The sequence below is a fragment of the Streptomyces sp. NPDC001770 genome (genome assembly GCF_053596135.1).
In genome coordinates, this window is sequence record NZ_JBSFFN010000030.1 from 32,360 (window position 1) to 45,349 (window position 12,990).

Consider the following 12,990-nt stretch of genomic DNA (forward strand, 5'->3'; position numbering starts at 1 on the left):
AGCGCGCGGCGTGCGGGTTGTTGGCGTGCGCCGGTGGGCGGTTGGCGCACGCCGGGCGCTCGCTGCGAAGCCTCAGGTGCACCCTTGCGGGTGACAGGGTGCGAAGGAATCGTGACGTAGCGTTTCGGGCATGATCGACCAGCAGGTGCCCCTTCTCGGGGGTGCGGCGCCCCTTCCCGTACGCCCGCGGACCGGCCGCTTCCTCGTGCTGGCCTCCGTGTTCGTCTGCGCCGCCTGCGGTCTGGTGTACGAGCTCGAACTGGTAGCCATGGCCTCGTACTTGATCGGCGACTCCGTGACGCAGGCGTCGGTGGTGCTCTCCGTGATGGTCTTCGCGATGGGCATCGGCTCGCTGCTCGCGAAGCGTCTGCGCTGCCACGCGGCCGTCGGTTTCGCCCTGATCGAAGTGGCGCTCGCACTGGTCGGCGGGTTCTCCGCCCTGGTGCTCTACGCCTCCTTCGCCTGGCTCGGTGAGTCGCGCGTCGCGCTGGTCGGGTTCTCGGTGGCGATCGGCGTCCTGATCGGGGCGGAGATCCCGCTGCTGATGACGCTGATCCAGCGGGTCGACCGGCAGGACGCGGGCGGCACCGTCGCGGATCTCTTCGCGGCGGACTACGTGGGCGCCCTGGTCGGCGGGCTCGCCTTCCCCTTCCTGCTGCTGCCGATGCTGGGGCAGCTGACCGGTGCGCTGTTCACCGGGGCGGTCAACGCGGCGGCGGGCGGGGCCCTGATCCTCTGGCTCTTCCGCCGCGACCTCACCGCCCGGTCCCGCTGGCTCCTCGTCCTCGCCGGGATCTGCGCGATGGCGCTGCTGGCGACCGCCACCGTGCTGGTGGACGACTTCGAGCGGGCCGCCCGCCGGGCGGTGTACGGGGGCGAGGTGCGGGTCGCGGTGCAGACGGGGGTGCAGGAGATCGTCCTCACCGGCTCCGGGCGCGACACCCTGGACCTCTACCTCGACGGCCGGCTGCGGGTCAGCGCCCGCGACGAGTCCCGGTATCACGAGGCCCTCGTCCACCCGGCGATGCGCGGGCCGCACGCCCGGGTGCTGGTACTCGGCGGCGGTGACGGGCTGGCCGCCCGCGAGGTGCTTCGCTACCCCGACGTACGCCGGGTCACGGTGGTCGAGCTCGACCCGGGGGTCACCCGGCTGGCCCGTACCGACCCCGCGCTCTCCGCGCTCAACGGCCGGGCCTACGCGGATCCGCGGCTGACGGCCGTCAACGCGGACGCGTTCACCTGGCTGCGGACCGCCCACGACCGCTACGACGTGGTCATCTCCGATCTGCCCGATCCGGGGATCACCGCGAGCACCAAGCTGTACTCCGCCGAGTTCTACGGCCTGGTCAGGCGGGTGGTCGCCCCGGGCGGCCGGTTCGTGGTGCACGCGGGGCCGCCGGGGAAGCGCCCGCGCACCTACTGGACGGTGGACGCCACCGTGCGCGCGGCGGGCATGGCCACCCGGCCCTACCGGGTGCTCGGGCGGCGTACCGGCTTCGGCGCGAGTCCGGACCGGGTGCAGGGCGACGCGGGCGCCGAGGAGGACTGGGGCTTCGTGCTGGCGGCCCCGGGCGGTGCGTCGCCGGTGCTCGGGCTCGGCCCGGGGACCCCCGTCCTGAGGACCCTCGGCGCGGAGGGGCTGGCGGCGGCAGGCCGGACCGCGGAGGCGATGCGGCTGCCGGGGCAGCCGCCGTCCACGCTGCTGCATCCGCGCTACGCCTCGGAGACCTGACGCGGAGGGCGGAGCGTGAGTAGGCTCGGATTCATGGAGCATGAGGTGTTCGTTCCGGTTCCGGTCGCGTCCCTGCGGAGCGCGCTCGGCGATCCCGTCAGGGTGGCGCGCTGCGTCCCGTCCCTCCAGCAGGACGCGGCCGCGTCCGAGGCGCTCGCCGGCCGGCTGAGGTTCCGGGTGGACGGCCACACGATCACCTACCGGGGCGCCCTGGAGCTCACCGCGACGGGCGAGGACACCGTCTCCGTCACCGGAGAAGGCACCGCCGCCCGGGGCGCCGGCGCGGTGAAGCTGGCCCTGACGATCGCCCTGGAGGACTCCGGGAGCGAAGAGGGCGCGTCCGGTACGACGATCCGCTACACGGGCACCGCCGGCGGCGACGGCCGCCTCGCCGAGCTCGACGCCGAGGCCGTACGCGTCGCCGCCCGCCGGCTGCTCGACCGCTTCACCCAGCAGCTCGTCACGGAGAGCCTGGCCGTCCACGGGGCGCAGGAGACGCCGGGAGGGCCAGGGGGCCACGGGACGCCGGGGGCCGGTGAGGCGGGCGAGGCGCCTGAAACCTCCGCCGGTACGCCCCCCGCCGGCACACCCTCCGCCGACACGCCTCCCGCCGGCGGTCCGTACGAGGACGCCGACAGCAGCACCGGCATCGAGGCGCAGGCGGACGCGGAGACGCGTCCCGACGGTGGCGACACGGACTCCCCGGCCGGTGCGGGCACCGGGTCCCTCTTCGACGCCCCGGTGCCGCCCTCCTCGCTCGACGCGAGCGCCGGCATCGAGTTCGCCGTCCCGGACGAGCCGCCGGCCGAGGCCGCGCACGCCCGGCGCACCATGATCGGGAGGAGCGCCGAGGAGGTGGACCACGCGCCGCCGCGCGGCCGGTACGCGCCGGTGCCCTCGCCGGAGACCACCACCGCCTCCTCCACCCTGCGGTGGGTGGCCCCGGCGGCGGCCCTCGCCATCGCCTCCGCCGTCGTCGTGGGGCGGGCGCTGCGGCGCCGGGGGTGAGCGCGCCAGTAGGGGCTGTCCCGCGGACAACCCTTAGGGTCGTTCCGTGAGTAGCGAGAAGAGCATCCGGCTGACCGCCGGCGACGCCGAGTTGACCATCGACCCCGTCCGGGGGTGCCGTATCACCAGCCTGCGGATCGGGGGCACCGAACTGCTGCGCCAGGGCGAGCGGTACGGCTGCTTCCCCATGGTGCCGTGGGTCGGGAGGACGGCGTACGGCGAGTTCCGCAACGGCGACACGGTGCACACCCTGCCGCTCAATTCGCCGCCGCACGCCATCCACGGCACCGGCCGCGACACCTCCTGGACCACCGCGCGGGAGCTGGAGGGCGAGGCCGCCTTCTACTACGACCTCGCCGAACCGTGGCCGTACCGGGGGCGGGTGACGCAGACCTTCGGACTCTCCGAGGACGCCCTGACGATCCGCATGTCCGTGGAGACGTACGGCGATTCCTTCCCGGCCCAGGCCGGCTGGCACCCCTGGTTCCTGCGCAACATCGGCGGCCAGGACGCCCAGCTCTCCTTCGACGCCGCCTGGCAGGAGGAGCGCGGTGCGGACCACATGCCGACCGGCCGCAGGATCGACCCGCTCCCCGGGCCCTGGGACGACTGTTTCGGGATGCCGGACGGCGTCAAGGCCACGGTCACCTGGCCGGAGCAGCTGGAGCTGACCGTGACCAGCCGCGACGAGTGGGTCGTGATCTACGACGAGCAGGACGAGGCGCTCTGCGTGGAGCCGCAGTCCGGCCCGCCCAACGGGCTGAATTCGACTCCGCGCCTGGTCACGCCGATCGAGCCGCTGGAGATGGAGACCACCTGGAGCTGGGCTCGGCTCTGAGGATGCCTGCCCCGCCACGTACTCTCGACGGTATGACTGACGTACGCGCTGACCTGCTCCAGCAGATCAAGGACAAGGCCGTGGTGCACGGCAAGGTGACCCTCTCCTCGGGTCTGGAAGCCGACTGGTACATCGACCTGCGCCGGATCACGTTGGACGGCAAGGCCGCGCCGCTGGTCGGCCAGGTCATGCTCGACGCCACCGCCGAACTGGACTACGACTGCGTCGGCGGTCTGACCCTGGGCGCCGACCCGGTCGCCACCTCGATGCTGCACGCCTCCGCCGCGCGCGGTGAGTCGCTGGACGCGTTCGTCGTCCGCAAGGCGCAGAAGGCGCACGGGATGCAGCGCCGTATCGAGGGCACCGACGTCAAGGGCCGCCGCTGCCTGGTGGTCGAGGACACCTCGACCACGGGCGGGTCGCCGCTGACCGCCGTCGAGGCCGTCCGTGAGGCCGGTGGCGAGGTCGTCGCCGTCGCCGTGATCGTGGAGCGGGGCGCCGCCCCGGCCATCGCCGAGGCGGGACTGCCGTATCTGCACGTCTACTCGGTCGCCGATCTCGACCTGGCCTGAGCCGAGCAGCGGGAGTTCCGGGAGTTTCCCCTCTGACCTGCGGTTTTCTCCGGGGCGCACTGTTTCACGTGAAACAGTGCGCCCCGGACCCGTTTCTACGGGGGTCCTCCGGGTGGAGTCCCCGCAGGAGTCTGGGAAGATGGGCACGACGATGACGTCGCCCCCAGGTCAGGGACCAGCACTGCACACCCGCACATCCCAAGGAGCGGACAGATGCCCATCGCAACCCCCGAGGTCTACGCCGAGATGCTCGACCGGGCGAAGGCAGGCAAGTTCGCCTACCCGGCCATCAACGTGACCTCGACCCAGACGCTCCACGCGGCTCTGCGCGGTTTCGCCGAGGCCGAGAGCGACGGCATCGTCCAGATCTCCACCGGCGGTGCGGAGTTCCTGGGCGGTCAGTACAACAAGGACATGGTGACGGGCGCCGTGGCCCTCGCCGAGTTCGCGCACATCGTCGCCGCCAAGTACGACATCACCGTGGCGCTGCACACCGACCACTGCCCCAAGGACAAGCTGGACGGCTACGTCCGTCCGCTGCTGGACATCTCCGCCGAGCGCGTCGCCAAGGGCCTCAACCCGCTGTTCCAGTCCCACATGTGGGATGGCTCGGCCGAGACCCTCGCGGACAACCTGGCCATCGGTCAGGAGCTGCTCGCCAAGGCCGCCGCTGCCAAGATCATCCTTGAGGTCGAGATCACCCCGACCGGTGGCGAGGAGGACGGTGTCACGCACGAGATCAACGACGAGCTGTACACCACCGTCGACGACGCGCTGCGCACCGCCGAGGCGCTCGGCCTGGGCGAGAAGGGCCGCTACCTGCTGGCCGCTTCCTTCGGCAATGTGCACGGCGTCTACAAGCCGGGCAACGTCGTGCTCCGCCCCGAGCTCCTGAAGGACCTCCAGGAGGGCGTCGGCGCCAAGTACGGCAAGACCTCCCCGTTCGACTTCGTCTTCCACGGCGGCTCCGGCTCCACCGCGCAGGAGATCGCCACCGCGCTGGAGAACGGCGTCGTGAAGATGAACCTCGACACCGACACCCAGTACGCCTTCACCCGCCCGATCGCGGACCACATGTTCCGCAACTACGACGGCGTGCTGAAGGTCGACGGCGAGGTCGGCAACAAGAAGACGTACGACCCCCGCACCTGGGGCAAGTCCGCCGAGGCGGGCATGGCCGTGCGTGTCACCGAGGCCTGCGCCAACCTGCGCTCCACGGGCACGAAGCTGAAGTAGGCGCGTTCGGGGCCCTTCGGCCCCGTCCTGCGTGTGTCGCGGGCCCGACACTCCTGGGTGATCCCCGGTGAGGTCGGGCCCGTGGCATGTGCGGCCCAGGGGCAGCACCCGGCGCGACACCGGGCGTCACCCCGCGCCGCACACGACCTGTGAACGACCGAACCATGTGAGGTACCGCTGTGAGTCCGTCCTACGATTTCGACGCCGTCGTCGACCGCCGGGGTACCTGGAGCGTGCAGTGGGACGGGGTCGCCGACCGGTTCGGGGTGGACGGGCTGCTGCCGTTCACCATCTCCGACATGGACTTCCGGACCGCGCCCGAGGTGCTGGACGCGCTGCGGGCCCGGATCGACCACGGGGTGTTCGGGTACACCGACTGGCAGCAGGACGACTTCCGTTCGGCGATCGCCCACTGGTACGCCACCCGTTACGCCACCGCCATCGACACCGGGCAGCTCGTCTACGGCCCCTCGGTGCTCAACCAGCTCTCCCAGCTGCTGCGGATGTGGACCGGACCCGGCGACGCGGTGGTCACCCACACCCCGACGTACGACGGTTTCCGTAAGGCGGTCCTCGGCCTGGGGCGCGAGATGCGCGGGGTGCCGGTCGGTGACGACGCGGCCCTGGAACGGGAACTCGCCCGCCCCGACGCGAAGGTGCTGCTGCTCTGCTCGCCGCAGAACCCCACGGGACGGGTGTGGACGGAGGCCGAGCTGACGCGGATGGCGGAGCTGGCCGCGCTCCACGACGTGCGGGTGATCAGCGACGAGATCCACTCGGACTTCGCGCACGAGGGGTACCACCACGTGCCGTGGACCCGGGTGGCGGACCGGGGCCCCGCGGGCTGGGCGCTCATCACCTCCGGCTCGAAGTCCTTCAACTTCCCCGGGCTGAGCGGTTCGTACGGGCTGATCGGCGACCCGGCGGACCGGGCCGAGTACCTGCGGCGGATGGCCACGGCCGAGGGTCTGGAGTCCCCGGCGGTGCTCGCGCTGACCGCCCACATCACCGCGTACCGGGAGGGCGGGCCGTGGCTCGACGAGCTGCGCACGTACATCGCCGGGAACCTCGCCCTGGTCGAGGAGCGGCTGCGGGCCGCCTTCCCGGAGCTGGACTGGCGCCCGCCGCAGGCCGGTTACCTCGCCTGGATCGACCTCAGGCCGCTCGGCCTGGACGACGACGCCCTCCAGCGGGTGCTGATCGAGCGGGAGAAGGTCGCCATCATGCCGGGCGGGGTCTACGGCTCGGACGGCTTCGTACGGCTCAACGTCGGCTGCCCGCGCGCCAAGGCGGAGGCGGGCGTCGACGCGCTGGTCCGGGCGATCCGCTCGCTGCGGTAGCCGCGGGCGGGGTACGGGGGCGTGCCCGGCGCCCACTGGACGCCCCGGCGGGCAGCGGCGATGCTGCCCCCATGGGTGAAACCCCCGAGAAACCTCCGACGCCCCGGGACCGCACGCCCGCGCGGACGGACGGAGCGGCGGACGCCGGTGCGCCGAAGACCGCCGGGGAGATCCGGGCCGCCTCGGCGCCCGGACGGTGGATCGTCCTGACCACCGTCCTCGGCTCCGGCATGGCGATGCTGGACTCCACCGTCATCAACGTGGCGCTGCCCCGGATCGGCGAGGACCTCGGCACCGACCTCGCGGCGCTCCAGTGGACCGTCAACGCCTACATGCTGACGCTCGCCGGGCTGATCCTGCTGGGCGGTTCGCTCGGCGACCGGTACGGGCGGCGGCGGGTCTTCGTCGTCGGCGTCATCTGGTTCGCCCTCGCCTCGCTGGTCTGCGCCGTCGCGCCGAACGCCGCCGTGCTCGTCGCGGCGCGCGCGTTCCAGGGCATCGGCGGGGCGCTGCTCACCCCGGGGTCGCTGGCGCTCATCCAGGCGAGCTTCCACCCGGACGACCGGGCCCGGGCGGTCGGGCTCTGGTCCGGCTTCGGCGGGGTCGGCGCGGCCATCGGGCCGTTCGTGGGCGGCTGGCTCGTCGACGGGCCGGGCTGGCGGTGGGTCTTCCTGCTCAACCTGCCGGTCGCCGCGCTCTGCGTACCGGTCGCGCTGCGCCATGTGCCGGAGTCCAGGGACCCGCGCGCCCACGGGCGCTTCGACGTCCTCGGGGCGGTGCTCGGGGCGGTGGCACTGGCCCTGGTGACGTACGCGCTGATCGAGGCCCCGGGGAGCGGCGCCTCGCCCGCGGTGATCGGGGCGGCGGTGGGCGGAGTGGTGGCCGGGGCGGCGTTCGTGCAGGTGGAGCGGCGGCGGCCGGACCCCATGGTGCCTCCGGCGATCTTCCGCTCGCGGCTGTTCACCGTCGTCAACCTGGTGACGTTCTGCGTGTACGCGGCGCTGGGCGGGTTCTTCTTCCTCTCCGCGATCCAGCTCCAGGTCGTCGCCGGGTACTCGGCGCTCGGCGCGGGCACCGCGTTGCTCCCGACGACCGTGCTGATGCTGTTCTTCTCGGCCGCCTCCGGCGAACTGGGGCACCGGATCGGCCCCCGCATCCCGCTCACCGTCGGCCCGTTGCTGGCCGCCGGGGGCATGCTGCTGATGTTGCGGGTCGGACCCGGGAGCGCCTCGCTCACCGGGTACCTGAGCGAGGTACTGCCCGCCGTGGTGGTGCTGGGCCTGGGACTCGTCACCCTGGTCGCGCCGCTCACCGCGACCGTGCTGGCGGCGGTGGACACCGGGCAGGCGGGGCTGGCCAGCGGCATCAACAACGCCGCCGCCCGCGCGGCCGGCCTGATCGCGGTCGCCGCGCTGCCGCTGCTGGCGGGGATGGGCCCGGAAGCGTACCGGGACGCGGGCGAGTTCGCCGCGACCTTCCGGCGGGCGATGCCGATGTGCGCGGGGCTCCTGGTGGCGGGTGCGGTGCTCGCCTTCTGCACGGTACGGACGCCCGCCCCGGGCCCGGCCCCGTCCATGGACGGCGACCGTGAGCGGGTGGACGGCGGTGGCGTGGAGGGCGGCGGCGCCCATCCGGCCGGGGCGCCCTGCCGGCCCGAGTGCACCGTGCACTGCGGGATCGTCGCGCCGCCCCTGGAGCCCGCCCGGCGGCGCCCCGAGGAGTGACCGGCCGGCGCCGCGCGAAGGGGACCGGCGGTGCGGCTGCGGGGGCCCGGTGGCGGGCCGGGGCGGTGTCCCCGGCAGCGGGCCGGGCGGTGTCCCGGAACACCCGGGTGCCAGGCACACTGGGACCCATGTCCATCCACGAGAACCTGCTCGGGGGCCCCGCCCCGACCCACCTGCCCGACGACCCGGAGCCGCGTGGGCTGCTCGCCGGCGGCACCCCGCCCGCCGAGGTCGCGGCGAAGTACCCCACCTCCTCGCTCGCCTGGGCGCAGCTGGCCGACGACGCCTTCGAGGGCGGCCGGGTCATCGAGTCGTACGCCTACGCCCGCACCGGCTACCACCGCGGGCTCGACGCCCTGCGCCGGGCCGGCTGGAAGGGCCACGGGCCCGTCCCGTTCGAGCACGAGCCGAACCGCGGCTTCCTCCGCGCCCTGCACGCCCTCGCGCGCGCCGCCGGAGCCATCGGCGAGCAGGAGGAGTACGAGCGCTGCTCGACCTTCCTCCGCGACTCCTCGCCGACCGCAGCCGACATCCTGGGCTGATCCACCTTGAGCTGATCCACCCCGAGCTGATCCGCCAGGAAGCGCCGGACGGCCCGGAGCCGCCCGTCGTGCCTGGTCAACCGGCCCGCAGCCGCTTTGTCGGCTGCGGGCCGGTATGCGTTGCGGCGGGCGCGGGCCGGGCGCCGAACCGGGCGGATCAAGTTCCTCGCGGCCGAGCACCTCGCGGGTCTCCGGTCATAGGATGCGCCGCAGGGGACCGGAGCCCACCCAGCTAGGACGGGGCGGACCGCTACCCGGAAGCTCGTGTCGAGGAGACAGCGATGTCGGCGAAACACCCCGATTCCGAAGAGACCGGTGCGGAGACCCCGTACCTCGATTTCGCGGGAACGACTCCCTACGAGGACTACGTCCAGGCGGACGTTCTCACCCATTTGCAGCAGTTGCGCTCCGACGATCCCGGCGAGATGGTCTTCCTCGTCACCACCCAGGTCATGGAGTTGTGGTTCACCGTCCTGGTCCACGAGTGGGAGACGGCGGCGCTGGCCCTGCGCGAGGACCGGCTGCCGGTCGCGCGGGACGCCCTGAAGCGCTCGCTGCGCCAGCTGGAGGCACTGAACGCGTCCTGGCGCCCGCTGGCCCAGCTCACCCCCGCCCAGTTCAACTCCTACCGGAGCTCGCTCGGCGAGGGCTCCGGCTTCCAGTCGGCGATGTACCGGCGGATGGAGTTCCTCCTCGGTGACAAGTCCGCCTCGATGCTCGTACCGCACCGGGGTTCCCCGCGCGTGTACGCCGAGCTGGAGAAGGCGCTGAGCCAGCCGAGCCTCTACGACGAGACGCTGGCGCTGCTCGCGCGGCGCGGGCACCCGGTGCCGCAGTCCGTCCTCGGCCGCGACCTGCGGCAGAAGTACGAACCCTCCCCGGTGATCGAGGCCATCTGGGCCCGGATATACGCCGAACCGGAGAAGTACGACGAGCTGGTGCGCCTCGGCGAACTGCTCACGGACGTCGGCGAGCTGGTCTGGCGCTGGCGCAACGACCACCTGGTGGCGACCCGGCGGGCCATGGGCTCGAAGACCGGAACGGGCGGTTCCGCCGGAGTGGCGTGGCTGGAGAAGCGCGCATCGAAGAACGTGTTCCCCGAACTCTGGACGGCCCGCAGTCATGTCTGAGACCAACCACCGCCTGCTGGCGGACCGTGCGGCCAAGCTCGACGCCGCCGACGAACTCGCCGCCATGCGCGAGCTGTTCACCCTCGACGAGGGCGTCTACCTGGACGGCAACTCGCTCGGCGCGCTCCCCGTCCACGTGCCCGACCGGCTGCACGACGTCCTCACCCGCGAATGGGGTGAGCTGCGCATCCGGTCCTGGGACGAGAGCGGCTGGTGGACCGCGCCCGAGCGGGTCGGCGACCGCATCGCGCCCATCGTCGGCGCGGCGCCGGGCCGGATCGTGGCCGGCGACTCCACCAGCGTCAACATCTTCAAGGCGCTGGTCGCCGCGACCCGGCTCGCACCGGGCGGCCGGGACGAGATCATGGTCGACGCCTCGACGTTCCCGACCGACGGCTACATCGCCGGTTCGGTCGCCCGGATGACCGGCCACCGGATCGTACCGGTCGACCCCGCCGACGTCGCCGACCGCGTCAACTCCCGTACTGCCGCAGTGCTGTTGAACCATGTCGACTACCGCACCGGGCGGCTGCACGATCTGCCCACGCTCACCGCCGCCGTGCAGCGCGCGGGGGCCGTCGTGGTCTGGGACCTCTGCCACAGCGCCGGTGCGCTGCCGGTCGGCCTGGACGAGCACGGCGTGGACCTTGCGGTCGGCTGCACCTACAAGTACCTGAACGGCGGCCCGGGTTCACCCGCGTACCTGTACGTCGCGGAGCGCCACCAGGACGTCTTCGACTCCCCGCTGCCGGGGTGGAACTCGCACGCCGACCCGTTCGGCATGACCCCCGGGTACGAGCCCGCCGAGGGCTCCGTCCGGGGCCGGGTCGGCACGCCGGACATCCTCTCCATGCTGGCGCTGGAGTCCGCGCTCGACGTGTGGGACGACGTCCCGATCGAGGCCGTGCGCGCCAAGTCCCTTGCCCTGACGGACTTCTTCCTGGAGTGCGTCGAGGCGTACGCCCCCGAGGGCCGGGTCGTCTCCGTGACCCCGGCCGCGCACGCCGAGCGCGGCAGCCAGGTCGCGCTGCGGTGCGCCGAGGCCGAACCGGTGATGCGCGAACTGGTCGCCCGGGGCGTCGTCGGCGACCTGCGCCGCCCCGACGTGCTCCGGTTCGGATTCACCCCGCTGTACGTCGGCTTCGCCGATGCGGAGCGGGCCGCACGGGTGCTGGCCGGGGTGCTGGCGGACGTGCCGGCGGGGGCCGCCACGCAGGGCCGGTAGCTCCCGGGTGGTCGCGGACGGGTCCGGTGGTGAACCGGCTCCGTCCGGCGGCCGCTCCGGGGACTGGTACGGTCCCCGCAGGTCGGACAAGTGGGGCGGCCCCGAGGATGGTTGGAGCAAGAATGTCGGATTCCGCCGCGCGTGATCGTGACGCCGCGCGTGATCGTGACGCCGTCGAGGAGAAGTCGGCGTTCGCGCATCCGGAGGTCGCCCCCGACCGGACCGCCGCCTACGGGGACCACCCCGACCAGGTCGTCGACCTCTACGCCCCGCGCGACGGGCGGACCGGGGTGCCGCTCGTCGTACTGCTCCACGGAGGCGCCTGGCGCGCCCCGTACGACCGCCGCCATGTGTCGCCGCTCGCCGGGTTCCTGGCCCGCCGGGGCTTCGCCGTAGCCAACGTCGAGTACCGGCGCGGCCCCGCCTCCCCGGCGGAGGAGGGCAACGCCGCCGGGCGCTGGCCCGAGACCTTCGACGACGTGGCCGCGGCGATGGACGCCCTCCCGGTGCTGGTGGCGCGGGAGTTGCCCGAGGCCGACCTGCGGCGGACCGTCGTCACCGGCCACTCGGCGGGCGGCCACCTCGCGCTCTGGGCGGCGGCCCGGCATGTGCTGCCCGCGGGCTCGCCGTGGCGGCTGCCCGAACCTCCGCCGCTGCGCGGGGTGGTGGCGCTGGCCCCGGTCGCCGATCTGATGACCGCCGCGAAGCTCGGCATCTGCTCGGGTGCGGTCCACGAACTCCTGGGCGGCGAGGAGGGGTTCGCCGAGCGGCGCCCGCACGTCGATCCGGCCGCTCTGCTGCCCACCGGCATCGCGACCGTCGTGGTGCAGGGGTGCGCGGACGTCGTCGTGCCGCAGCCGGTCGCGGAGGCGTTCGTCGCCGCGGCGGCGACGGCGGGGGAGACGGTCGGGCTGACCCTGCTGGACGAGGTCGGCCACTTCCCGCTCATCGACCCCTCGGCGGACGCCTGCGCGGTGGTCGCGGAGGAGCTGGAGCAACTCGCCTGGTGAGCGGGGCGTGTCCGGCGCTGTCCGGTGGCTCAGCGCTCCGGGCGCAGGTGGGTGCGCCGGCCGTCGCGGTCGAAGATGGCGAGGATCTCCGCCGGGCCGCCGCGTGAGCCGAAGGCGTGCGGGACCATCGTGGAGAACTCCGCGGCCTCGCCGGTCTCGACCGTGATGGTCCGCTCCCCCAGCAGCAGCACGACCGTGCCGGAGAGCACGGTGAACCAGTCCTTGCCGCCCGGGTGGACCTTCAGCTCGTCCCGCCCGTGCCGGGGCTCGGGCGCGGTGATGCCCATCCGGACCACGGTGACGCCCGGCTGCCCGCCCTCCCGGTTCAGCAGCCAGGTGGTCGTCCCGCACTCCGCGTCGTGCTGCGGGCGGATCACCACGTCCTCGTCGGACACGGACTCCACCAGCGCGTCCAGGGTGGTTCCGAGGGCACGCGCGATCGAACCGAGCTGATCGAGACTGATCCGCCGGTGTCCGGTCTCGATACGGCTCAGGGTGGACGGGCTGAGGAAGCACCGCGCGGCCAGATCGTCGAGCGACCAGCCCTGAGCGGTGCGGAGGCCGCGTATCCGTTTGCGGACCAGGGAGTCGAGTTCACCGTCTTGCGTCATACGCAAGATGCTATGTCTTCGG

The 12,990-nt window shown here is 73.2% G+C and carries 12 protein-coding genes; 11 read left to right on the forward strand and 1 reads right to left on the reverse strand.

Annotated features, from left to right (window positions below; translation table 11 throughout):
• Positions 1-130: 130 nt before the first annotated feature.
• From ACWCSV_RS24630 to ACWCSV_RS24680, 11 genes are all read left to right on the forward strand, one after another.
• Positions 131-1,732 carry a polyamine aminopropyltransferase gene (locus ACWCSV_RS24630; protein ID WP_451145615.1) on the forward strand — a complete coding sequence of 534 codons (1,602 nt, stop codon included), beginning with the start codon at positions 131-133 and terminating at the stop codon, positions 1,730-1,732.
• A gap of 33 nt (positions 1,733-1,765) precedes the next feature.
• A complete protein-coding gene (locus ACWCSV_RS24635; RefSeq protein WP_451145617.1) occupies positions 1,766-2,740 on the forward strand; it encodes an SRPBCC domain-containing protein in 975 nt (324 codons plus the stop codon).
• A gap of 46 nt (positions 2,741-2,786) precedes the next feature.
• The gene (locus tag ACWCSV_RS24640) at positions 2,787-3,578 is read left to right on the forward strand and encodes an aldose epimerase family protein (RefSeq protein ID WP_451145619.1); all 792 of its coding nucleotides are present in this window, start codon (positions 2,787-2,789) and stop codon (positions 3,576-3,578) included.
• A 32-nt stretch (positions 3,579-3,610) separates the two neighbouring features.
• A complete protein-coding gene (gene pyrE, locus ACWCSV_RS24645; RefSeq protein WP_390958805.1) occupies positions 3,611-4,150 on the forward strand; it encodes an orotate phosphoribosyltransferase in 540 nt (179 codons plus the stop codon).
• A gap of 213 nt (positions 4,151-4,363) precedes the next feature.
• Positions 4,364-5,386: a class II fructose-bisphosphate aldolase gene (fbaA, locus tag ACWCSV_RS24650; protein WP_327177002.1), complete on the forward strand. Its 1,023-nt coding sequence runs from the start codon at positions 4,364-4,366 to the stop codon at positions 5,384-5,386.
• Positions 5,387-5,565: 179 nt separating this feature from the next.
• Positions 5,566-6,726 (forward strand): MalY/PatB family protein, encoded by a 1,161-nt coding sequence (locus tag ACWCSV_RS24655; RefSeq protein WP_451145621.1) that lies wholly within the window; start codon positions 5,566-5,568, stop codon positions 6,724-6,726.
• A 71-nt stretch (positions 6,727-6,797) separates the two neighbouring features.
• Positions 6,798-8,450, forward strand: coding sequence for an MFS transporter (locus tag ACWCSV_RS24660; protein ID WP_451145623.1), 1,653 nt, complete (start codon positions 6,798-6,800; stop codon positions 8,448-8,450).
• 128 nt (positions 8,451-8,578) lie between these two features.
• Positions 8,579-8,992 (forward strand): DUF3151 domain-containing protein, encoded by a 414-nt coding sequence (locus ACWCSV_RS24665; protein ID WP_328720367.1) that lies wholly within the window; start codon positions 8,579-8,581, stop codon positions 8,990-8,992.
• Positions 8,993-9,273: 281 nt separating this feature from the next.
• The gene (locus ACWCSV_RS24670; protein ID WP_451145625.1) at positions 9,274-10,122 is read left to right on the forward strand and encodes a tryptophan 2,3-dioxygenase family protein; all 849 of its coding nucleotides are present in this window, start codon (positions 9,274-9,276) and stop codon (positions 10,120-10,122) included.
• A complete protein-coding gene (kynU, locus tag ACWCSV_RS24675; RefSeq protein ID WP_451145627.1) occupies positions 10,115-11,347 on the forward strand; it encodes a kynureninase in 1,233 nt (410 codons plus the stop codon). Before ACWCSV_RS24670 ends, kynU begins: the two co-directional genes overlap by 8 nt.
• 122 nt (positions 11,348-11,469) lie before the next feature.
• Complete coding sequence (locus ACWCSV_RS24680; protein WP_451145629.1) at positions 11,470-12,357, forward strand: alpha/beta hydrolase; 888 nt, start codon at positions 11,470-11,472, stop codon at positions 12,355-12,357.
• Positions 12,358-12,386: 29 nt separating this feature from the next.
• Here ACWCSV_RS24680 and ACWCSV_RS24685 read toward each other — a convergent pair whose 3' ends face one another.
• A complete protein-coding gene (locus tag ACWCSV_RS24685) occupies positions 12,387-12,968 on the reverse strand; it encodes an XRE family transcriptional regulator (protein WP_451145631.1) in 582 nt (193 codons plus the stop codon).
• Between the last annotated feature and the right edge of the window lie 22 nt (positions 12,969-12,990).